Annotated in this window: 21 protein-coding genes; 2 read left to right on the top strand and 19 right to left on the bottom strand. The window is 69.4% G+C overall.

Going from position 1 to position 22,365, the window contains the following annotated elements:
* Positions 1-28: 28 nt before the first annotated feature.
* Positions 29-490 carry a GNAT family N-acetyltransferase gene (locus I4J89_RS34850; RefSeq protein WP_230860118.1) on the top strand — a complete coding sequence of 154 codons (462 nt, stop codon included), beginning with the start codon at positions 29-31 and terminating at the stop codon, positions 488-490.
* Between the two features lie 112 nt (positions 491-602).
* On the opposite strand, the gene I4J89_RS34855 is transcribed toward I4J89_RS34850, so the two are convergent.
* The 16 genes from I4J89_RS34855 to I4J89_RS34930 form a co-directional block, all read right to left on the bottom strand.
* Positions 603-2,708 carry an MMPL family transporter gene (locus I4J89_RS34855; RefSeq protein WP_196418548.1) on the bottom strand — a complete coding sequence of 702 codons (2,106 nt, stop codon included), beginning with the start codon at positions 2,706-2,708 and terminating at the stop codon, positions 603-605.
* Between the two features lie 19 nt (positions 2,709-2,727).
* Complete coding sequence (gene sigJ, locus I4J89_RS34860; RefSeq protein ID WP_309238594.1) at positions 2,728-3,615, bottom strand: RNA polymerase sigma factor SigJ; 888 nt, start codon at positions 3,613-3,615, stop codon at positions 2,728-2,730.
* 317 nt (positions 3,616-3,932) lie between these two features.
* Entirely contained in the window at positions 3,933-4,532 is a 600-nt protein-coding gene (locus I4J89_RS34865) for a GNAT family N-acetyltransferase (RefSeq protein ID WP_196418418.1), read from the bottom strand.
* A 182-nt stretch (positions 4,533-4,714) separates the two neighbouring features.
* Complete coding sequence (locus tag I4J89_RS34870; RefSeq protein ID WP_196418419.1) at positions 4,715-4,894, bottom strand: hypothetical protein; 180 nt, start codon at positions 4,892-4,894, stop codon at positions 4,715-4,717.
* Between the two features lie 148 nt (positions 4,895-5,042).
* A complete protein-coding gene (locus I4J89_RS34875) occupies positions 5,043-7,418 on the bottom strand; it encodes an ABC transporter ATP-binding protein/permease (RefSeq protein ID WP_196418420.1) in 2,376 nt (791 codons plus the stop codon).
* A complete protein-coding gene (locus I4J89_RS34880; RefSeq protein WP_196418421.1) occupies positions 7,415-8,359 on the bottom strand; it encodes an ABC transporter permease in 945 nt (314 codons plus the stop codon). Before I4J89_RS34880 ends, I4J89_RS34875 begins: the two co-directional genes overlap by 4 nt.
* Positions 8,356-9,918, bottom strand: coding sequence for an ABC transporter substrate-binding protein (locus I4J89_RS34885; RefSeq protein WP_230860102.1), 1,563 nt, complete (start codon positions 9,916-9,918; stop codon positions 8,356-8,358). The genes I4J89_RS34880 and I4J89_RS34885 overlap by 4 nt, the downstream gene beginning before the upstream one ends.
* A gap of 29 nt (positions 9,919-9,947) precedes the next feature.
* Positions 9,948-10,751 (bottom strand): class I SAM-dependent methyltransferase, encoded by an 804-nt coding sequence (locus I4J89_RS34890; RefSeq protein ID WP_196418422.1) that lies wholly within the window; start codon positions 10,749-10,751, stop codon positions 9,948-9,950.
* Entirely contained in the window at positions 10,748-11,986 is a 1,239-nt protein-coding gene (locus tag I4J89_RS34895; protein ID WP_196418423.1) for an MFS transporter, read from the bottom strand. Before I4J89_RS34895 ends, I4J89_RS34890 begins: the two co-directional genes overlap by 4 nt.
* On the bottom strand, positions 11,983-13,005 hold the full coding sequence (locus I4J89_RS34900) for a dipeptide epimerase (protein WP_196418424.1): 1,023 nt from the start codon (positions 13,003-13,005) through the stop codon (positions 11,983-11,985). Before I4J89_RS34900 ends, I4J89_RS34895 begins: the two co-directional genes overlap by 4 nt.
* Positions 13,002-14,066, bottom strand: a complete 1,065-nt coding sequence (locus I4J89_RS34905; RefSeq protein ID WP_309238595.1) for a PLP-dependent cysteine synthase family protein — start codon at positions 14,064-14,066, stop codon at positions 13,002-13,004. Before I4J89_RS34905 ends, I4J89_RS34900 begins: the two co-directional genes overlap by 4 nt.
* A complete protein-coding gene (locus I4J89_RS34910; protein WP_196418426.1) occupies positions 14,060-14,902 on the bottom strand; it encodes a Rossmann-like domain-containing protein in 843 nt (280 codons plus the stop codon). Before I4J89_RS34910 ends, I4J89_RS34905 begins: the two co-directional genes overlap by 7 nt.
* A complete protein-coding gene (locus I4J89_RS34915) occupies positions 14,899-16,386 on the bottom strand; it encodes an ATP-grasp domain-containing protein (RefSeq protein ID WP_309238596.1) in 1,488 nt (495 codons plus the stop codon). The genes I4J89_RS34910 and I4J89_RS34915 overlap by 4 nt, the downstream gene beginning before the upstream one ends.
* Positions 16,387-16,753: 367 nt before the next feature.
* The gene (locus tag I4J89_RS34920) at positions 16,754-16,978 is read right to left on the bottom strand and encodes a hypothetical protein (RefSeq protein WP_196418427.1); all 225 of its coding nucleotides are present in this window, start codon (positions 16,976-16,978) and stop codon (positions 16,754-16,756) included.
* A gap of 321 nt (positions 16,979-17,299) precedes the next feature.
* Positions 17,300-17,767 (bottom strand): DUF2269 domain-containing protein, encoded by a 468-nt coding sequence (locus tag I4J89_RS34925; RefSeq protein WP_196418428.1) that lies wholly within the window; start codon positions 17,765-17,767, stop codon positions 17,300-17,302.
* Between the two features lie 23 nt (positions 17,768-17,790).
* A complete protein-coding gene (locus I4J89_RS34930; protein WP_196418429.1) occupies positions 17,791-17,937 on the bottom strand; it encodes a hypothetical protein in 147 nt (48 codons plus the stop codon).
* Positions 17,938-18,065: 128 nt separating this feature from the next.
* Here I4J89_RS34930 and I4J89_RS34935 point away from each other — a divergent pair, with 128 nt between their 5' ends.
* Positions 18,066-18,671 (top strand): TetR/AcrR family transcriptional regulator, encoded by a 606-nt coding sequence (locus I4J89_RS34935; RefSeq protein ID WP_196418430.1) that lies wholly within the window; start codon positions 18,066-18,068, stop codon positions 18,669-18,671.
* A 106-nt stretch (positions 18,672-18,777) separates the two neighbouring features.
* On the opposite strand, the gene I4J89_RS34940 is transcribed toward I4J89_RS34935, so the two are convergent.
* From I4J89_RS34940 to I4J89_RS34950, 3 genes are read right to left on the bottom strand one after another with little or no spacing between them, the layout of a single operon-like run.
* Positions 18,778-19,455: an ATP-binding cassette domain-containing protein gene (locus I4J89_RS34940; RefSeq protein WP_196418431.1), complete on the bottom strand. Its 678-nt coding sequence runs from the start codon at positions 19,453-19,455 to the stop codon at positions 18,778-18,780.
* Entirely contained in the window at positions 19,452-20,528 is a 1,077-nt protein-coding gene (locus I4J89_RS34945; RefSeq protein ID WP_196418432.1) for an ABC transporter transmembrane domain-containing protein, read from the bottom strand. Before I4J89_RS34945 ends, I4J89_RS34940 begins: the two co-directional genes overlap by 4 nt.
* Positions 20,525-22,363: an ABC transporter ATP-binding protein gene (locus I4J89_RS34950; protein ID WP_309238597.1), complete on the bottom strand. Its 1,839-nt coding sequence runs from the start codon at positions 22,361-22,363 to the stop codon at positions 20,525-20,527. Before I4J89_RS34950 ends, I4J89_RS34945 begins: the two co-directional genes overlap by 4 nt.
* Positions 22,364-22,365: the final 2 nt, after the last annotated feature.

The following is a 22,365-nucleotide window of genomic DNA, read 5'->3' on the forward strand; positions in this document are numbered from 1 at the left end:
CGCTGGACACGATGATCCCGGCGTGGCCATGATCGAGGGCATGGCTTGGGAGTTGCGCCCCGCGCGGGCCGCCGACTATGACGAGATAGTCGCCGTTGTTGACGACTGGTGGGCACGGGCAATCGCCGGCTCGCTGCCGCGGCTCTTCCTCGACCATTTCCACCGCTCCAGCCTGGTCGCACGCGACCGGACCGGTGTCCTCGCCGGCTTTCTGATCGGTGTGCTCTCGCCGTCGCAACCCGGCCGGGCTTACGTCCACTTCGCCGGTGTCGCGCCCGCCGCCCGCGGTGCCGGCCTCGGTCGGCGTCTCTACGAGGAGTTCTTCGCACTCGCGCGAGCGGCTGGATGCAATGGGGTAAAGGCGATCACCTCGCCGATGAACGCCGGGTCGATCGCCTTTCACGACCGCCTGGGGTTCACGGTGACGGGGCCGATCGTGGGTTATGACGGGCCCGGCAGGGACATGATGGTCTTCGACCGGGCCCTGTGACCGCTGCGCGCCGGCCGGGCGCGTCTAGATCTAGAGCCCATGCCGGTCGGCTACGGTGTTCGCCCCCGCGCGTGCGCCCGGGTCCAGCGGAGACGGGCGCACGCAGCGGATGTCACCTGCCCGCGTGAGCGGGTTCGAGGTCGGGCTTCGCCGCCGGGTGGAGAACGTCGTGATGCTTGAACAGTGCGCTGGGCCACCACATCCATCGACCCACGTCCAGGGTCAGCGCGGTGACGAGTACCGAGCGGACGATCAGCGTGTCCAAGAGCACGCCGAACGCGACCGCGAACCCGAGCTCGGCCGCGAACACCAGCGGCAGCGAGGCCATCGCCGCGAAGGTACCGGCGAGCACCAGGCCCGCTGAGGTGATCACACCCCCGGTGGCGGACAGACCGGTCAGCGCGCCGGGCCGGGTGCCGTACAGCAATGCTTCTTCCCGCACCCTGGTGACCAGGAATATGTTGTAGTCGATGCCCAGGGCAACCAGGAACACGAACGCCAGGAGCGGGAAGGAGGCCTCCGCTCCGGCGAAATGGAACACGTGGTTGAACACCAGGCTGCTCACACCGAGGGCTGCTCCGAAGGACAGCACGACCGTCGCGATGAGCAGCAGGGGTGCGACGATCGCCCGGAGCAGCAGCGCGAGGATGAGGAACACCACGACGAGCACGATGGGGATGATCACCGTGGAGTCCCGGGTGGCCGCCTGCTGGGTGTCGAGCATGATCGCTGTGGTGCCGCCGACTTGAGCATCCGCGCTCTCGATCTCGTGGACCGCGGTTCTGGCCCGCTCGACGGTGCGCATCGCGGCAGAGCTGCTGGGAGCGTCCTTGAGCTCACCGAACATGATGGCCTCGGCATCCTTGATCACCGGCGTCGAGACGGCGGCGATTCCCGGGACGCCGGACAGCGCGATCCTCACCTGCTCTGCCGAGGCAGCGCCGGCCACGACGTAGATGGGGTCGCCCGACCCGGCCGGGAAGTGGCTGGACTGGATCTCCTCGGCGACGACGCCCTGCGGCTTGTTGGTGAACTGGTCCTTCGCGGACAGCCCGTCGGCTTGGAGACCGACCACTCCGATCGCCATGACGCCGAGAATGAGTACGGTGCCGATCCACACGGACCGCGGTCGGCCGGCGACGGCGGTGCCGATCCGGGTCCAGACACCCTCCTTGATCGGCCCGGCTGATCCATACGATGGCTTCATCGGCCAGAAGATCCATCGGCCGCAGATGACCAGCAGGGCCGGCATCAAGGTGATCATGGAAAGCAGCCCGACGAGGATGCCGACGGCGCACGCCGGCCCGAGCCCTCGGGTGGAGCTGAGGGTGGCAAGCATCAGCAGCATCAGGCTGACCGCGACGGTTGCGGCGCTGGCGATGATCGCGGGACCGGAGCGGTGCAGGGCCTCGGTCATCGCCTCGTGGCGATCCTCGTGCCGCCGCAGTTCCTCTCGGTACCGCGAGGTGAGCAGCAGTGCGTAGTCGGTGGAGGCGCCGAACACCAGCACGGTCAGGACGAAACTGGTCTGCGTGTTGACGGTGAGCCCGGCGTTCTTCGCCATCAGATAGATCACCGCTTCCGACGTGACCAGGGCGCCACCGGCGGTCAGCAGCGGCAGTAGTGGTAACAACGGGCTGCGATAGGTGAACAGCAGGATGACGACCACCACCAGCGCGGTGATCGTTGTCAGGGCGCCCCCTCCCCCGAAGGCCTTGATCGAGTCGGATGCGTGACCGGCAGGTCCGGTGACGTGGAAACCGAGACCGTGGGCGTTGTGTCGTCCGATTTCGGTCATTTCGTCGACGACCTTGCCGATTCCCGCCCAGCCCTCCTTACCTGCGCGAACCTGGACCACGGTTTGAATAGCCTTGCCGTCCTGGGCCTTCAGCGGTCCCTGCGGCTCCCCCACGACGTCTTCGATGCCTCTGAAGGCTTCGGCGTCAGCCTGGGCCTCAGCCATGTCGGCAAGGGTGACGCCCTCCGGCCGGTCGTAGATCACAATCGCGGGCAGGGTGTCGGTGGGGTGGAACTTCTCAGCCCGGTTGACGACCTCGGTCGATTCCGAGTTGCCGGGCAGCCAGGCCGAACTGTCGTTCTCCTGGACGTCGCCGAGTCTGCCGGCCAAAATCATCGCAGGGATCAGCAGGGCGATCCAGAGGACGACGATGACCCATTTCGTCACCCTGCCACCGGGCAGGGACGCAATTCTTCGCATCTTGAGGATTCCTCGGTGATCAGTCGACGTGAGCGAGTTTGTCGGGATTGGCGACGATGTAGATCCCACCGACCTCGTTGCCGGCCGCAGTAAGGTCGACCACGATGACGGCGTAGAGGGAGTCGCCGGCGAACAGCAGCGCTGACGGATCGCCGTTGACGCTGCGGTAGACGACACTCAGACCCTGGTCAGCGCGCCGGGCGGCGAGCTCGGTGAGCAGCCGCGCGACCTTGTCCCGGCCGTGCAACGGCCGCAGGCCCCCACGGGCCGGAGCCCCGCCTCCGCCGTCACCCCACAGGGTCACCTCCGGCGCCAGGATCTCCAGGAGGGCGTCCAGGTCACCGCCGAGCGCGGCGGCCAAGAACCGTTCGGTCACCTGCTGGTGGACACGCGGATCGGGCTCGTAGCGGGGGCGCCGGGCGTGAACGTGCTCGCGGGCGCGGTGGGCGAGCTGGCGAATCGCCATGGGGCTGCGGCCCAGAATCTCCGCGATCTCGGTGTGGGCGTAACCGAACACCTCGTGCAGGACGAACACACCGCGTTCCAGCGGGGTAAGGGTTTCCAGAACCACCAGCAACGCCATCGACACCGACACGGCACGCACCGCCCCGTCAGCGGCATCATCGGGGATAACGGTGCCGGCAAGAGGGCCGACGAGCGGTTCCGGCAGCCAAGGCCCGACGTACGTTTCACGGCGCCGGCTGATGATCGCTTGATGCGCGAGGGCCTTGTTCATCGCAATCCGCACCAGGTACGCGCGAGGGTTGTCGATCCGCTCCGCACTTGGTGTCCGGTGCCTGGTCGCCCAGGACAGCCATGCTTCTTGCAGTACGTCCTCGGTGTCGGCGACGCTGCCGAGCATGTTGTAGACGATGGAGAACAGCAGCTCTCGGTGGGCAGCGAACACGTGCGTCGCGGCTCCTGCCGCCGAGTCGGATCCTGCCTTCCGGTCCGGTGAATCAGGCGGCACAAAGCTTTCTGTCGTTGCCGTAGGCGTCTCCGGCGGGATGTCGAACATCATGGGCCCTCCTGTCGCGGTCGCCATCCCAGAGCGCGCCAGGCGCCCGGAGTGTGACATCGACTGCGATGGTGTGCTCCGGGTCTCAACGCAGGCCCGCCAAGACCGATCTCACCGGCCGCCGGTCGCCGGGACCTGAGACGACGCATGGCGCCGTCTCACAGCACGGCGCCGTCAGACCCCGCGCGAGGCAGGGACAACCGCTGTCATTCCGGTCTGCTCCGCTGCGCCAGGCGCCATTCGTCGGCAAGCATGGCGAAATCGAGCCTCGTCCTCCACTCACCCTTGAAGATCTCGTTGCGTACGAGCCGGGACTCCTGGCGCATCCCCAGGCGCCGCGCCGTCCGGGCCGAGGCCTCGTTGCGCTCGTCGACCCGGGCCACGATCCGATGCAACCCGAGCACGTCGAAACCGAGACCGAGCGCCGCACGCACGGCCTCGGTGGCGTACCCGTGCCCCTGGAAACCGGGATGCAGCGTGTACCCGATCTCGCCACCACGGTGTTCGCGGCTGCGCCAGAAAAGCACCACATCACCGATGAGTTCGCCCGTCGCGGCGAGTTCGACACCCAGCCTCAGCTCCTGGCCCTCGTCGGTGAGCCAGGTGCCGGCCCAGCGCGAGGCAAGGTGTTGCTCGATGTCGGTGCGGGTCATCGGCTCGAACGGCAGGTAACGGCAGACCTCCGCGTCGGCCCGGTAGGTGAGCAGGACGTCGATGTCCCGGTCGGTCAGCGGGCGCAGAGACAGTCGCCGCGTGCGCAAGGGATAGGCGGGGTGTGACGGTGCCGGCTGTGGTTGATCGACCATATCGATCATCATCTCAGTCCGGGGCGTGCACGGGCCGTGGCCCCGCTACGCACCGGTCTTCTCAGCCTGCCGGGCGGTCTCCCGGTTCCGGCGGCCGCCGCCGCACTCGCCGACGGCCGGGCGACTTCCAAGGTGACGAACGCGACGCTGTAGCGATGCGCTGGCCCGCCGGTCGGGCGTGCTCATCTGTCCGGGTGCCACCAAGCGGCGGGAAACCACCACTCACCGGCGCTGGTCGGCACCCGGTCCGGTTGGTCGCCGGGGCCGATCGCGGCCAGATTGTCGGCAATCTCTTCCCACAGCGCCGCCACGCTGGGCCACAGCGGCTTGCCCCAGCCGCCGTACGCGCCCTGCCGCATCACGCAACCATGTTGCTCACCGGCCCAGCAGTCGACGAACCATGCGGGAGGCCCTGAGCCGGGGTGCCGTCCGCGATTCACGGGAAGGTGATGCGGAGCCGCCTGCTGCCGAGCCCGGGACCGCCCGCCTTCGTGCATGGGTTCCCTTCAGTCACGGGTGTGGTGCTGCGGACGCCGGTTCGGTGTGCAGCAAGGCACGGGTCTGTGAATGACGCGGCCGGTTTAGCAGGTCGGCGGCGGGCCCCTGTTCGACGATGTGTCCGTCGTCGAGCACGACGATGTGATCGGCTGCCCTGGTGACGACGTCACGGTCATGGCTGATGACGATGACCGCGACATCGAGGCCGCGGCGCAGGTCGTCGAGCAGGTCGAGGACGCGGTGCTGGGTGATGCCGTCGAGGCCGGCGGTGATCTCGTCGCAGATCAGCAGGCGTGGGCCGGTGATGAGCGCGCGGGCCAGCGCGGCGCGGTGCAATTCGCCGCCAGAGAGCCGGTCCGGGCGGTGGCTGGCGATGCCTTCGGTGAGTCCGACGCGTTCGATCAGATCGAGGGCAGCGCGTCGGGCGGCGTCGGGGCTCGCGTCCGTCAGGCGTTGCGCGGCCCGAAGGATCTGGTCGAGGACGGGCCGGTACGGGTTGAAGCTGGCTCGGGCGTCCTGGAAGACGTACTGCACGGCGGCGAGTTGATGACGGTGGCGCCGGTCCAGCCGCGGGTGCAGTGGCTGGTCGTCCAGGGTCACTGTGCCGCCGTGGGCGGTGTGCAGGCCGGCGATGCAGCGGGCGAGGGTGGTCTTTCCGCTGCCGGACCGGCCGACGACGGCGAGGCTCTGACCGGCAGGGACGGTGAGATCGAGGTGGTGCAGGACTGTCCGGGTGCGGTCGTTGTCGCGGTGAGCTGCAGAGAGCCCGGCGATTCGCAGCAGCGGTGGGCCGCCGGTGGCGGCGGTGCGGGCAGGAGCCGGGGGCGTGGTTGTCAGGGCTTGGGTGTGCTGGTGCCGGGGTGTAGCGAGCACCTCGGTCGCCGGGCCGTGTTCGATGGTGTTTCCGTCCTGCAGGACCAGGACGTCATCGGCGATGGAGCGTACGAGTTCGAGGTCGTGGCTGAGCAACACGACAGCGATGCCGTCGTGGGCCAGCCGGCCTAGTTCGTCCGCGACGTCGTTGCGGGTGATGGCGTCCTGTCCGGTGGTGGGTTCGTCGGCGATGAGCAGGACGGCCCGGCACAACAGGGCGTGGGCGATGACGAGCCGTTGTTGCTGGCCGCCGGAGAGCTGGTGCGGGAAGCGGCGCAGGAACGCCCGGTCGCTGGGCAGGCTGACGCGGGTCAGCACCTCGGTGACCGCCTGCCGGCGGGCGCGGCGGTCGCTACCGGCACTGTGTCGGCGAGTGAGTTCCTTCAGGACGGCGCCGATGCGGCGTACCGGGTTCAGTGCGGCCGACGGTTGCTGGGGAACGTAGCCGACGGTGCCGGGTGGTGCTGGTGTGCCTTCGCTGACGATGTGGCCGGCTACGGAGATGTCGCCGCTCCAGGTGATCCCGGGCGTTGTTTCGCCGAGCAGGGTTCGTCCGAGGGTGCTCTTGCCGCTGCCGGAGCGGCCGACGATCGCGAGCAGCTGCCCGGCGGCCACCTCGAGATTCACCCCGGTGAGAACGGCACGGTCGCCGGCGGTTGCGGAAACGTTCGCCACCTGGGCGACGGCTCCAGTAGAGGCTGATTGGGGTCTGGCCGGTGCGGGCGGCGCCGTTGACACCGGTTTCCGGGTCAGCATCCGGTCGGTGACCAGGTTGAACCCGACGGCCAAGGCGATGATGAGTACGGCTGGGACGACGACCGACCAGGGTTGCAGGAACAGTCCGGTGCGGTTGCGGTCGACCATGACGGCCCAGTCGGCGGCGTCGGGTGCGACGCCGATGCCCAGGAAGCTGGCGGTGGCGACCAGGTAGACGGCGCCGATGAACCGGACTCCGGCGTCGGCGAGCAAAACGCGGCGGATGCCGTAGCCGACGTAGCCGATCGCGCGGCGACTCCAGGTCTCGCGGTGCAGGCGCATCGCTTCCATGGCGGGCCCGTGGGCCAGCGGGAGGGCGGCGGCTCGGGTGATCCGGGCGATCTCCGGTGCGGCGATCAGGGCGACGACGCCGATCAGGGTGGCCGGGCCGGGTGGCGCGGTGGCGGCCAGCAAGATGAACAGCAGCAGCGACGGTACGGCCAGGACGAGGTCGAGAGGCCGCATGAGGAGTTCGTCGAGCCAGCGGCGGCGGCTGGTCGAGGCGAGCATTCCGACCGGTACGCCGACCAGGTAGGCCAGGAGTGTGGCGGTGACCGCGACGAGCACGATGGACCGGCCGCCGAGCAGCACCTGGTGCACGACGTCGCGGCCGACGAAGTCGGTGCCCAGCAACCCGTCGGTGGTGAACGGCGCTCCACGCACGTTCGGAGAACCGGCGAAGACCGGGCCGAGCACGGCGAGCAACAGCGGCACGGTGAGCAACAAGGCGCCGAGGACGGTGCGGGCGGGCCGGTTCATCGGGCGGCTCCGGTGCGGGGGGCGAGTCGGAAGGCGATCAGGTCGGCGCCGAGATTGACGGTGACCGTGATGACCGCGATCAACACGCACAGCGCTTGGATGGTGGGTACGTCGCGGGTCGCGACGGCGTCGACCAGGGCGGTGCCGAGGCCGGGGATGACGAAGACCGCCTCGACGACGATGACCCCGCCGAGCAGCCAGTCGGTGGTCCGGGCGAGCTGCTGCACGACCGGGGCCAGGGCGTTGGGCAGGGCGTGGCCGAGCCACAGCCGGGGGCCGCCGATGCCGAGCCGGGCGGCGTGACGCACATACTCCGAGTTCAGGGCTTCCAGCATGCCGGCGCGGGTGAGCCGGCTGATGGTGCAGATGGGGCGGGCAAGCAGGACCAGCAACGGCAGCACCAGGACAGCCGGCCGGCTGATCAGGTCGGTGCCGAACGCGGTGGGCGGCAACCAGCCCAATTGGACACCGAACACGGCGATCAGCAGGACCGCCAGGGCGAACTCCGGTACCGCGTACAGGGCGACCGCGACGGTGGACAGCGTCCGGTCGAGCAGCCCGCCTTCCCGGCGGGCCGCCAGCATGCCGACGGTCACGGCCAGCGGCACCAGGAGGCTGAGGGTGAGCACGGCGAGCAGCAGTGTGGCGCCGGCGCTCGCGGCGAGCCGTTCGGTGATCGGCTGCTGCGAGACCAGTGAGACGCCGAGGTCGCCGTGCAGCAGGTCACCCAGCCAGTGCAGGTAGCGCTGCACGGCGGGCTGGTCCAGGTCGAGCTGGGCGCGGATCGCGGCGATGCGGGCCGGGTCGGGCTGGTCGCCGGCGATCACCACGGCCGCGTCACCGGGCAGGACCTCGGTGAGCACGAAGACGATGGTGGCGATGCCGGCGACCTGCCCGAGCCCGAGCAGCAGCCGCTGGGCGGCGTAGCGCGGCAGGCTCAACCCAGCCAGACCTTGTCGAAGCGGGCCCAGTCGAGGGTGTTGGCGGGGGCATCGGCGGAGATGCCGCCGACCTGCGGCCGGGCGGCGACGAGGAAGTCGGCGAATCCCCAGATCAAGAACCCGCCTTCGGCGTGCAGCTGGCGCTGCATGTCGCCGTACGCCTGCTTGCGGGCTTGATCGTCGTTGCTGGAGATGGCCTTGTTGTAGAGGGCGTCGAAGTCGGGGCGCGCCCATCGGGTGGCGTTGGTGGTGGAGCCGGTCAGCAGCCGCTGGGAGATGTGGGTCTCGATCGGCATCGCGCCGGACCGGTAGGACGCCAGTACCCCGGAGGTGAGGATGTCCTTCCAGTAGGTGTCCTTGTTGCCGAGCCTGGTCTCGATGACCAGACCGGCCTGGCCGGCCTGTTCGGTGAAGACGCTGGCGGCTTCGACGAACCCGCTGGCGACCGGCGCGGTGTCGAGGGTGATCCGCAGACCTCTGGCGCCGGCCTTGTCGATGAGGGACTTGGCGCGGTCGAGGTCGCGGGTGCGCTGGGCGATGTCGCCGGCGTAGTGCTGATAGCCCTTGCCGAACAGGTCGTTGCCCACTTGACCGCTGCCGGCCAGGACGGTGTCGACGAGTTGCTGCCGGTCGGTGAGCAGGAACATGGCCTCGCGCAGGTCCCGATTGTCGAACGGCGGCCGGTCGACCTTCATGGCGAACGACTGCATGGTGCTGTTCGGCATCCGGGTGACTGTGATCCGGTTGTCGCGCTCATAGGTGCGGGCGGTGGTCGGGGTGATGTCGTGGGCGTAGTCGACCTGCCCGGCGAGCAGTGCGTTGACCCGGGCGGACTCCTCGTTGCTGATCAGATATTCCAGCTCGTCGAGGTAGGCGGCGCCGTCCCAATAGCCGTCGTAGCGTTTGAGCAGCAGCGACCGGCCCGGTTGCCACGAGCCGAAGGTGAACGGCCCTGATCCGATCGGCTTCTCGAAGGCGGTCGCGCCTTCCGGGACGATGTAGGCGCCGAACGCGGCGAGCACGTTGGGGAAGTCAGCGAACGGCCGTTTGAGCGCGAGTTCGACGGTACGGTCGTCGACGGCCCGGCTGTTTCGCAGGTCGATCATGTCGAGACTGGCCTTGGCGCGGAACGCCTTCGCCGGATCGGTGATCCGCGTGTAGCTGTAGAGCACGTCGGCGGCCCGGACTGGTTTGCCGTCGTGGAAGGTGGCCTGCCGTAGCCGGATCGTCCAGCGGGTGAGGTCGGCGTTGGGTTCCCAGCTTTCAGCGAGGCGGGGCTGGATGGACACGTCGGGGCCATAGTCCGCGAGTTTGTCGAACAACGCCTTGGCGCGGGACGCCTCGTTGAACAGGTTCGCCAGATGCGGATCGAGGGTCTCGTTGACACCGCCGCCGGCGAACGCGGCCCGCAGTCGACCACCACGGCGGGGTTGGCCCGCGGTCGTGGTCGCCGGCTTCGATTCGGCGCCGCATCCGGTCAGCAGGACGGCGGAGAAGGCTGCGGCGCCGCCGAGCAGCCCGCGGCGACTCAGCGGGGTAGTGATGGAGTCGAGCATCATGTGGTCCTTCCGGAAGGATGCAGAGGGGATCAGGCCGCGTCGTTGCGGCGGCGGGCGACCACGTGCAGGCGGTCGCCGGACAGAGCAGTCGACAGGTCGGTGTCCGGGTTCCATGGCGGGTCCGTGCGTGGTCCGGGGGCGTCGAACAGGGCGAGCACGTCGAACCCCGCTGTCTCCAGTAAGTGCCGCAGCTCGGCAGGAAACAGCAGTCGCCAGGCAGAGATCTGTACCAGCGGCTCAGGACCGTCAGGCCAGGTCCAGACTCGTTCGCGGCGCAGCAGTTGCGCGGCGTGGTCGATCCACAGCCGGGTCCGTGACTTGTAGGCAATCCCGCGCCAGGTGACGGACCGGGTACGGGTGCCGTCGAGCAGTTCGGTGTTGCCGAGAAAGAACGCGCCGTTGCGCATCTCCGCCAGGAGTAGCCCGCCGGGCCGCACCTGCCGGTGGCAACGGTGCAGGAATCCGGTGATCTCGGCGGAGGTGTGGCAGTAGAGCATCGCACTGTCCAGGCACGTCACCACGTCGAAACGGTCGGGCAGGTCGAAGGTGCGCATGTCGGCGTGCAGGAACCGCACCCCCGGGTGCCGATGCCGGGCGTAGGCGAGCATCGGCTGCGAGGTGTCCAGCCCGGTGACGGTGTATCCGTGGGAGTGGAGGTATCCGGCGTCGCGGCCGGTGCCGCAGCCCACGTCCAGCAGCCGTATCGGTCGCGTGGCCCGGTCGGCGAAGCGGCGTACGAGGTCGTCGACGAACCGGGCCGCGACATGGTCCGGGTCGGGGAACTGCTGCTCGTACAGGTGCGGGTTGTCAGTGAGCAGGTTGCGCTCGTTCATGATCCATCCGTGGCGAAAGCAGAGGGGGTGAGCTTGCGGGCCCTGCGCAGCAGCCACACGGCGGCGGCACTGCCGATGCCGACAGCGGCGGTGAGCAGCCATGCCGTGGCGGGCACGCCGCCGTCGGCAGTGGTGTCAACCGTCGCGCCGATGACCGTGGTGCAGGCGGCCGCCGCGAGGCCGGACACCAGATAGAACAGACCGAAGTAGGTGCCGGTGAGACCGCTGGGCGCGAACGCCGGAATGAGTTCCAGCACGAACGGCTGGGCGATCATCACCCCTGCGGCCAGCAGGACCGCAGCGCCGAGCACCGGCACTAGGCGCGGCACCGGCCCCGCATCGCGGACGTCGAGCAGCGGCAGCAGGAACCCGGCCCCCATCACGGCGAACCCGACCAGGATGCACCGGCCCCGGTCCCAGCGGGCCTGCAACCACCGTGTCACCGGAACCTGCAGGGGCAGTGTGGCGAGCGTCGACACCACGAACAGGGCGGCAACCGCAACGGGCAGCCCGGTCACGTGCTCAGCCTGCACGGGCAGCACCAGGTACAGCTGGGTCTGCAGGGCGAACATGCCGGCCGACGCCATGCTGAAGGCGAGGAATCGGCGGTCTGTGAGGCAGGTGCGCCAGTCGCCGAGCACCGTGGCCCCGCTGGACACGACCCGCTGAACGGGAAGCCATATCGCCTGCGCCACAGTCAGTACCGCGAACACCGCGGCGGCGGCCATCGCGCTGGTACGGAAGTCGACGAGCAACAGCGCGCTGCCCAGCAGCGGGCCCAGCAGGGCACCCGCGTTGGCGAACACGTTGAACAGGGCGAACGCTTCCGCACGCCGGTCTTCGGCGGCCTGTGCGACATAGCTGCGTACGGCCGGGTTGAACAGCGCGCCGGCCAGCCCGGTCAACACCGACGCGGTCAACAGCAGCGGCAGGGCGGTGCCGAAGGCGAACAGGGCGAACCCGACGCTGCGCAGCGCGCAGCCGGCAATGATGACGCCACGAGCGCCGAGCCGGTCCGAGGCCGACCCGCCGAGCAGGAACAGGCCCTGCTGACTGAGGTTGCGTACGCCCAGCACGACACCGATCAGCGCCACCGACAGCCCGACATCGTCGGCGAGATACCCAGCGAGGTACGGCAGGAGCAGGTAGAAGCCGAGGTTCACACCGAACTGGTTGATCACCAGCAGTCGGATCGGCAGCGGGAAGCTGCGCAGCGCAGCCCACGTGGAGGTCATCGGGCCGGCCGTACGCCCAGGCCCGGCTCGCCGCTCAGGCGAAGGATCCCGTCGTGGCCGCCGACGCCGGTCCACGGATCGTCACGTAGCAGCAGGTGGCCGTCGAGATCGACCCATCGTGCCCGGCCGGCGAGGTGCACGGCCGGGGCGATGCCGAGCGAACTGGCGACCAGACAGCCCAGCATGACGTCCATGTCATGCTCGTGTGCCGTGTCGATGATCCGCGTTGCGGCACCGATGCCACCGCATTTGGCCAGCTTGATGTTGACACCCGCGGCGGCGCCGGCCAGGGCGTGCACGTGGGCGACGGTGGCGGCGTCCTCGTCGGCGATGACGGGGATCTCGGTGCGGGCGCTGATCCAGGCCAGCCGTTGCGGGGTGCCGGGGGCGATAGGCTGCTCGACCGCGTCCACGCCGTGCCGGCTCAGCTGTTCTAGTAGCCGGACAGTCTGCTCCGGCGTCCAGGCACCGTTGGGATCCAACAGCAGCCGGGCCTGCGGCGCAGCCTGCCGCACGGCGGCCACCCGGGCCAGGTCGGCATCATCACCGGCCTTCACCTTGATCACCTGGAAGCCGCGGCGAGCCAACGCCCGGGCTGTGTCCGCGGCGTGCGCCGGCGCCGTCAAGCCGATCGTGTACGCGGTCGGCGTCGCAGACGGGGCAGGCAGGCCGAGCAGTTGATGGGCCGGAGCCCGGTCGCGGCGGCCGATCAGATCGTGGGCGGCGGCGTCCACAGCGGCGAGCACCCCCGCCGGTAGTTGGCCGGCCAGTTCGGGTAGATCGGTGAGCAGTGCCTCCGGCGTGTCGTAGCCGGACAGCCGCGGCTGCAGCCCGGTCAGCAACTGTTCGATGGCGTCCAGGTCCAAGCCGTAGTAGACGCTGGTGACGACCTCCCCGTACCCGGTGACGCCGTCGTGGGACAGGTCCACCTGCACGGCGTCACGGGCGTGCATCGTGGAGCGGGAGATCCGCAGCGGTTCTCGCAGCGTCAGCCGGTAGCTGTGCCAGGTGAGTTTCACGCCGCCACCGCCACCGGGTCGAGCACTGTGCGGCAGCGGCTCCACCGGGTCACCTCGACCGCGTACGGGTGCGGAATCTCGATCGGATGCGCCGGCGCCGGCGCCAGCAGGCCATGCGCGGCGCAATACGCGTCGTCGAAGATCGAGTCCAGGTAGCGGTGCGGCCCGTCCGGGAAGACCGTCACCACCCGGACGCCGGATTCCATCCGGCTGATCCACGCGGCTACCCGGGCCACCGCACCGGTGCTCCATCCGCCGGTGACGAACGCGGTGCGGGCCAGGCGGCGGCAGCTGTCGACCGCCTCCACCGGGCCGATCCAATGCACCTCGTCGAAGGCCCGGTAGTCGACGTTGCGGGGATAGATGCTGCTGCCCAGCCCGCGCATCAACCGCGGCCGCGCTGGCTGGCCGAAGATCGTCGAGCCGACGGTGTCGACGCCGACCAGCCGCAGCCCGGGCCAGTGCCGGCGCAACTCGCGTGCCAGCCCGGCGCTGTGCCCGCCGGTGCCGACGCTGCACACCAGCACATCCGCGACATCCAACTGAGTCACCAGCTCGTCGGCGAGCGCGCGATAGCCGGTGACGTTGTCAGGATTGTGGTACTGGTCCGGCCAGAAGGCGCCCGGAAGCCGATCGAGAAGCTGGTGCAGCCGGTCCAGGCGTGCCTGTTGCCAGCCGCCCACCGGATGCGGTTGGTCGACAACCTCGACCGTGGTTCCGTAGGCGGTGAGCAGCGTACGCATCGATCGGTCGATGTCGCGGTCGACGACGAGCACGACCGGATGGCCGAGCGCCTGGCCGGCGAAGGCCAGCCCGACGCCGAGGGTGCCACTGGTCGACTCCACCACCGTGGCACCCGGCCGTAGCTCACCGCGCTGTCGCGCCGCCTGCAGCATCGCGACGGCGGCCCGCGCCTTCATCCCGCCCGGACTCAGGTACTCCAGTTTGGCGTGAAAGCCGTTGTGGGAGAACGGCATCGGCGCGTCCACGAATGCCACCGGCGTCTGCCCCAGCAGCCGCAGCAGGTGAGGGGCGCCGCCGGCAGGTGCGGTGGTCAGCACCGCACACCAGCCGGGGCACGGTAGCGGTAGACGGTACTCGGACCGCCGTCGAGCCAGAAGAACGGATACGGCTCCGCCGACACCGCGCTCAACCCGGCGCCGAGAAAACATGGCAGCAGCGCGCTGCCGGTCTGCGCGAAAGCCACCATCGGCTTACCGGTACGGCGCGCATGCTCCAGCAACGCGTCGAAGGTCCCGTTGCCCACCGTCATGCCCGACACCAGCAACGCGTCACAGTCGTCGAGCAGGCCGGCGGCGTCCGGCCGGCACGGCTCGTCCCACTCCGTACTGCCGCCCGCACGGTCGCACGGCAGATACGCCACACCCCGCTGCCTGAGCTGATGCAGCAGGGAATTCACGACGCCGACGACCAGCACCCGCTGCCCCGCTGTCACCGGCAGCAGGTCGATCACGGCCGACGCCCGCGCCACCGACTTCTCCAGCGAACTACCAGCAGCGATCGTCACCACGTCGGAGGCGGTGGAGGCATGCGGGCGCATCTCGGCGAGGTACGCGTCCGCCGCGGCGATCCGTACCGCCGGATCGGGATGCCCGAGCAGATCCGCGACGCTGCGTCCCACGCAGGCGAACACCGACTCGTCGTCGAGCTGATCCGGCTCCACGGCGCACGAGCCGACCGCCGCGCCCACCCGCAGACTCAGCACCTGATTGCGGTAACCACGACCCCGTCCGGCATGCCGAACCCCTTGCCGCGTCGTGAATCCCACACTGACCTGTACCGTCTCCGGGTCCACCCCATGGCGGCCGCCGCGAATGGCAGTGAGCAGCTCGTCCACCGATGTGTAGCCGGCACACACCCCGGGCGAGATGATCATGCGGGCACCTCGACCCGCTCATCGGCGAACCGGACCTCGAGCCCGGCGACGAGTTCCTCTGCTCGCGGGCGTGCGCCCGGCCCATTGGTGTCGACCACCATGACGTGCCCGAGGTAGCTGTTGTTGCTGCTGGCATCCGCGGCTCGGTGCCCAGCCGGTTTCACCGCCCAATCCACCACGTCCGCTGCTTCAGCTACCGCCGCGGTGCCGTCGATGCGCTCGACAGTGCCCGCCTTCGGCGGCAGCAGGAAGGAGATAGCGGCGCTGCGAACCCCCGTGTCGGTCGCCGCGATGTCCGGCAGCTCACCGAGAGCCAGCTGCGTGTAAACCATAGGCAGATCCACACCGGTAACCCGGCGCACCAGCTCGGTGATCTGATTGCCGGCCGGCCGCGGGTTGATCTCGATCACTCGGGGCCCGGACTCGGTCAACCGCAGTTCGGTGTGCGCCACCCCCAGGTCGAACTCCACCGCGGCCAAGGCCGCCACCGCCATGTCCGCCGCCGCGGATGTCGCCGCCGGAGTGATCGTCGCCGGGAACATGTGACCGCTCTCGACGAACCACGGCTCACCCGCAAGGCTCTTGTCCGTCACCCCGACCACGGTGGTACGCCCATCGACAGTGACGGTCTCCACACTGACTTCGGGCCCGACCAGGACCTCTTCCAGCAGCACCAACGGCGACCGAGGCTGCTGACGGGCATTGACCGGGAACCCGGCCAGCGCGTCGAACGCCTCCCGCAACTGCACCTCGTCGTCCACACGCCGGACGAACATGCCCGCACACAGGTCGACCGGCTTGACCACCAGCGGAAACCCCAAGGTTCGGGCTGCGTCACGCAGCGGCGGCCAGCCTTCGACGACGGCGAACGCCGGCCCGGCAAGTCCTGCAGCGTGCATGCGCCTGCGAGCCAGATCCTTGCGATACGCGTGCTCGACCGCCTCGGGTTGTGCGCCGGGCAGACCCAGGTGCGCGGCGAGCCGCGCGACGGTGCCCAGGTAGTAGTCACACGAGGTGATCACTCCGTCGAAACGCATCACCTCGTGCAACCGCGCTATCTGCGGCAGCAACGAGGCCTCGTCATTCGTGTCGGCGGTGATGATGTTGTCCGCCGCCAGCAGCGGATGAACGCCCTCGGCGGAACTGGCCCGCAGGTAGTGATGCAGGTTCCGCGTCAGGAAGGTGAACCGGTGCCCCGACTCCCGTATCGCCCTGGGCAGCAACCTGCTCATCGCCCCGACCCAGCTCTCCACCAATAGAACATGGCCCACCATGCACTCCCGACTGACGAGGACTCCGTACATGCAAACGATAACGGTTTCCATTTGCAAGAGATAGAGGGGGCTGCAGCGGATGACCGGGCACGGTGCGCAGCCGGCGCCGGCCACCGCAAGGACCACGAGCCCGGCCGCGACGGCCCGCTCCACCTCGGCCGCAACCTCCAGCCCTGTATGTGCGAGCAGCAGCGGGCGACCGACGCGCACCGTACGCCTGTCGACGGCGCCGGTGACGCCTAGTCAAATAGTCGAACTTCCAGGTTCGTAGTATTTGTCGCGACACTCGCCAAATTCTGAGCGGCAGAGGCATTGCCCAGCACGCCGAGCTCGCCGCATAAAACAGGCCGAATAAACCTGGCCCGGATCACCGACGAGGTAGATCTCGGACACAGCGCGACCTCGGCATTGTGACCTTCTCAGCCGTTGACGGATGATTGTGAAATAGGCGACGTCCCGCGAATGCGCGATGGGTGACCATTGCATAGCTGGACCGAGTTTCTCCCGTTGCGCCTGCAGAACTATGTCGCTTGTCCGGCGGCCGTTTATTGCTGTCCGCGAAAGGTTCTGAACTCACCTATGGAGCGGTTCCATGATTCCTCAGCGAAGACTGCGCGAAGGTGACGTCGGCATCGTTGAACGTGCCGACCGCCGAGGCCGCCACCGACGGGGCGGCCCCGCCGTGGTTCATGCCGGAGTCGGACGACGAATGGTCGCTGACGCCGCAGGCCGACAGCACGAGTGTGGCGGTGACGGCGGCGCCGGCCAGCAAGCCACGGCGCAGAACGGATTCGGGCAGCACGGAAGAACGCATCATTGCAGGTCTCTACCTTTCGACATTTTCAGGTACGCGCGGACGCCTCGGCGTGGCCATGGGAGTGGCCGTCGAGGTGGCGTTCCTATATGCGCAGCACCGTTGCCGAAGCGAGAGTCAGGCCTGCCATTCGATCGGGTGGCGCTCGTGGCGAGAGCACCCGCAAGACGCACGGCGAGAGCACCGGGCGGCGGCTGCGGATGGCCGTGAACAGCCACATCAGCAGCATGATCGCCGCGAGGCGGTAGCGCCCGGCCCGCGCTCGCCCGACGAGGACCGCCCCGAACCCGGGCGACAGTGCCGCATCGATCACCCGGCTCTACTGCCGACCGGGGTCAGTCCGCGCGGTTTGTACACCGACAGCACTACCGCGACGAGGAGCAGAACGACCGCCCCGGCCGCATGAATCAACGGCGACGCATTCGCGGGCATCGGCAGTCCGTCGTTCAGGGCGGCACGGCCGGCGTCGGCGAGCACCTCAAGTGTCCGCATGTACAGCAGCAGCACCGCGACAGCGAACAGGTTGAGCAGCAGTTTGATCAGGACCCAGTAGTGCCGCACCAGTCCCCACACCGTGATGAGGGATTGCGTCACGCCGGTGACCAAGCTCGCGAGGCCGAAGGGGACGAGCAAGGTCCAGCCCAGCGGTTCCAGGATCAGATATACCGCCGCCACCGAGCGTGGATCATCAGTGGTGATCGCCAGACCAGCAAGTGCCACTGAGGCGGCCACGACACCCAGCCACCCCACGGACGTGGCGATGTGCAGCACGAGCACGGCCCGACGCGCGGGACGGCCCCTCACGACCCGCCGCCACCCGCCATGGCCGCAACTGCCCGACCCTGGTCCATGTGCCGGCCGGGACCGTGCCCGGCCAGCACAGCTACCGCGATCATGGCCGCTACCAACAGGCCGACGATCAGAAAGACCTTCACCCACCGCGGCATGCCTTCACCAGGCCGCGGCCCGCTTCCTACCTGCCCCACGGCACTATCCCCTTCGATGAACTTTGCGATACAGATTGTATTGAGCATATGCATAGTGACGTCGACGCGGCAATGCGTACGATGAAGGGGTGCCGAAGTTGTGGGACTCGACTGTCGAGGAACATCGCAGGACCGTGCACACCGCGATCCTGGACACCACCGCTGCGCTCGTCGGCGAGCACGGCCTGGCCGTGAACATGTCGCAGATCGCCCAGCACGTCGGCATCGGCCGGGCGACGCTGTACAAGTACTTCCCCGACGTGGAAGCCATCCTGGTCGCCTGGCATGAACGCCAGGTCACCGAGCATCTCGATCAACTCGCGCAGGCCGCCGCCGCGACCGAGGATGCCGGCGAACGGCTGCAGGCCGTGCTGTCCACCTACCTTGCCTTGTCCAGCACCGGCCGCGACCATGGCGGTCATGCTGGCGGCCAGCCGCCCGGCCACGGCACGGAACTCACCATGGCGCTGCACCACTCGCAGCACATGACACCGGCCCGTCAGCGACTACACGACCTCGTCACCCACGTCATCACGCAAGCCGCCGACGCGGGAATCGCTCGCGCCGACGTACCTCCCGCCGAGCTCGCCACCTACTGCCTGCACGCACTGGCGGCCGCAGCCGCACTACCGTCGCCGGCCGCACGCCAGCGCCTGCTCGAGGTGACACAGGCTGGGTTGCTGCCTCAGCGATGACCGCAGCCGTTGGGAACTCACCAGCCGGTCATCCAGCTCAGGCCCACTGAGAACGACAGTCGTGCAAATACGCGGTAGGCGGCACGGACGTGGCCCCGAACTCGAGTCAACGTTCGGCAGCCGTCCACGCGTCCAGGCCGGCCAGCGTCGCGAATCGGCCGCCGTCGGCGAGCAACCGCTCGGGTGTGCCTTGCTCGATGACGATGCCCCGGTCGAGCACGACGATCCGGTCGGCCTGCCGGGCGGTGGACAGCCGGTGCGCGACGGTCAGGATGCCGGTGTCGCGTTCGACAGCGAGACGGTGCAGGGCGGCCCGTAACGTAGCGTCGCTGGACCCGTCAATGGAGGCCGTGGCCTCGTCGAGCAGCAACACGACCGGGTCGCCGACCACGGCTCGGGTCAATGCCAGCAGCTGCCGTTGCCCGGCGGACAGTTCGAGCGTTCCGGACAGTTCGGTGTCGTACCCCTGCGGCAGTGCCTCGATGAAGGCGTCCGCGCCGGTAATCGCCGCCGCGCGGCGGACCTCCTCGATGCTGATGCGCGGATCGCCCAAGGTCACGTTGTCGGTGATGGTTCCGGTGAACAGCTGCACCGTCTGCGGGACGACGCCGACCAGGCGGCGCCGATCGTCGTCGCCGACGGCGCGCGAGTCGTAGCCGGCCAGCCGGATGCTGCCCGACCAGGGCCGGTAGAGACCGGCGAGCAGGCTCAGCAGGCTGCTCTTGCCGCCACCGGTACGGCCGACGATCGCCACGTGCTCGCCCGCGCCAACGGTGAGGCTCACCCCTTGCAACACCGGTTGGCCCGGGTGGTAGCCGAAGCAGACGTCACGAACCTCGATCCGCGGTCCCGCGCCGGTGCCGCGCACGAGCTGCTGCGGCTGCGGACGGCGGGTGTGTCGAGCACCGCGAAGACCCGTTCGGCGCCGGCGAGGGCGGCCTGCACCTTCTGCCATTCGTCGCCGAGGGCGATCAGCGGGGTGAAGAAGCGAGCGAACAGCAGCACGAAGGCGGTCAGCGTGCCGACCGTGATGCCGGTCGTCTCGGTCGTGCCCCGGGCGCCGATCCAGAGCAGCGCGGCGGTGATGACGGCGGCGAGCATGCTCACGCCCGGCGCGTAGAAGGCGTTGAACGCGGTGGACCGGTTCACGGTGCCCAGCCAGCCGAGCAGCGCCTGCCGGAAACGCTCGGTGAAATAGCTGTGCGCCCCGAACGCGCGGATCGTCTCGGCGTTGCCGAGGGTCTCCTGCAGGTGGATGTTGAGGGTGCCGACGGCGGACCGGGCGTCCCGTTCGGCGGCGCGGACCCGGCGCCGCAGGTAGCTGGTCAGGGGTATCAGCAGCGGCACGATCAGTACGGCGAGCAGCGTGAGTGCAGGGCTGAGCACCAGCATGGCGGCCACGGCGGTGAGCAGCCGTACGGTCTCCCCGAGCAGCCGCGTGCCGGTGGTGGAGAACAGGTCGTCGATGGCTTCGACGTCGGCGGTGCAGCGGCTGATCGAGTCCCCGGTGGGCACCTGGTCGTGGTAGCTCGCGGGCAACGCCAGCAGGTGCGCGAAGAGCCGGTGACGCAGCCCGGCGAGGGTGTGCTGCGCGATGGTGACCGCGGCGTAGCCGTAGGCGGCGGTCAGCAGGTGGGCGGCAGCGACTGCCGCCAGATAGAGCGCCGCGGCCGCGGCCAGGCCGTCGGTGCGGCCGACGGTGATCCGCTCGTCGATGACGTAGCGGGCGATCAGCGGCGGGACGACATCGAGCAGCGCGGCGCCGAGCACCGCGACGGCGATCAACAGCAGGCGGCCGGTCCACGGCCGGGCGAGCTCTCGAAGCCACCGGCCGAGCCCCACGTTCGCGCCGGTCATCGCGATGCCGCCGGCTCGTCGCGATGCGGCTGGGCATGAAAGATCCGCGCGTACAGGCCGTCGGCGGCGATCAGCTCGTCGTGCCGGCCGTGCTCCACGACCCGTCCGCCGTCGAGCACGACCACCTGGTCGGCATGCGGGAACGCGGCGAGCCGGGTGGAGCACAGCACGATCGTCGCTCGATGCTGGGCTGGGGCGTTCGGGCCGACCGCCTCGCGCAGGGCGGCCACGATCCGGGCCTCGGTGTCCACGTCCACCGCGCTGAACGGGTCGTCGAGGACCAGCAGACGCGGCGATACCGCCAGGGCGCGGGCCAGCGCGATGCGCTGTCGCTGCCCACCGGAGATGCGTACGCCCAGCGCGCCCACTTGCGTGGACAGCGCGTCCGGCATGTCCGCGACGTCGACGCTGAGATCCGAGACGGCGACGGCCGTGTCCACCCCCAACGCCGATGCGCTCCCCCGCAGCAGGATGTTCTCCGCCACCGTCGCGGAGAACGCCGGATAGTCCTGGGGCACGTACCCGACGCCGGCTCGCTGCGCGGCAGTCCACGTGTGCGGGTCCTGCCCGTCGACGCGGACCCGGCCCCGGCCCGGTGCATGTAGGCCGACGATGAGCCGGGCCAGCGCCGATTTGCCGGAGCCGACCGGACCCGTGATGCCGACGACGCTGCCGGGTTCGATGTCGAGAGTGATGTCCGCCAGCGCGACGCCGGCACTACCGGGGTAGGAGAAACGCACTCGCTCGAGGCACACGCTCGCCGGCCCGGCGGCGATCCGCTCAACCGGCGGTTCCACCGCGGGGGCGTCAATGTGGTTGCGTCGCCACCGCGACGCCGGCCCGGCCGGTGCGGCCGCGGCGGCCAGCAGCGGGTCGATCCGCGAGAACGCCGCGGCCGCCGCCTGCACCCGGTTGACCATGAGCGGGATGCGATGCGCCCGGCCGGTGAAACGCACGAACAGCTGCAGGAACGCCACGAAACCGCCGACCGTCAGCGACCCGGCGGCGACGCGCTCCCCACCGATCCACACCATCGGCACGATGCCCGCGGTGACCAGCGTGCCGTATACAGGAGCCAGTCCGGTGTCCAACCGGGCGGCCGCCAGCTCGGCGCCGGCCCGCGCCCGGGCCAGCTCCGCGACGCGCTCACTGTAGGCGGCGCGCCGACCGTACACGGTCAGCAGCCGCGCCGCGGTCAAGCCCTCCTGGACCAGCTGCGTGACCGCGGTGTCGGCCTGCCGGGCGCGCAGCGTGCGGCGCGCGACGCGCGCACCGATCAACTTCGCCAGAACCAGGGCGATCGGTACGGGTGCCAGCGCCCACAAACTCAGTGTCGGATCGTAGAGCAGCATCGCCGTCACAAAGGCGAGCGAGAACAGCACGGTGTCCCAGGTCTCCACGATGATCTCGCCTACGCCGGTGCCGATCACGTCGACGTCCCCGATCACCCGCGTCATCACATCGCCCACCGACGTGCGATGCAGCCGCTCGGCCGGCCAGCCCAGCACACCGCGTACGGCGTCCGCTCGCAGCGTCGCCTGGATGCGGGCCTTGGCCACCCCGAGCCAGTACCGCTTGCCGATCCGCGGCACCTCGGTCGCCAGCGTGCCGGCGACCAGCAGCAGCACTGCCCGCGTGACCTCGGCGAACGGGGTCGCGCCGCGGGCGTACGCCAGCACCGTGTCGACGGCCCGGCCCAGTAGCACCGCCGGCAGCACCACCGCGATGTTCATGACGATGCCGGCCGCCGAACCGATCACCAGCAGACCCGCCACCTGCCGTAGGTACGGCAGCAGCGGCACCAGCAATCGCGGCCGGCCTCCCGTGGTCGTCACGG

It is taken from the genome of Actinoplanes aureus, assembly GCF_015704865.1.
Taxonomy (GTDB): domain Bacteria; phylum Actinomycetota; class Actinomycetes; order Mycobacteriales; family Micromonosporaceae; genus Actinoplanes; species Actinoplanes aureus.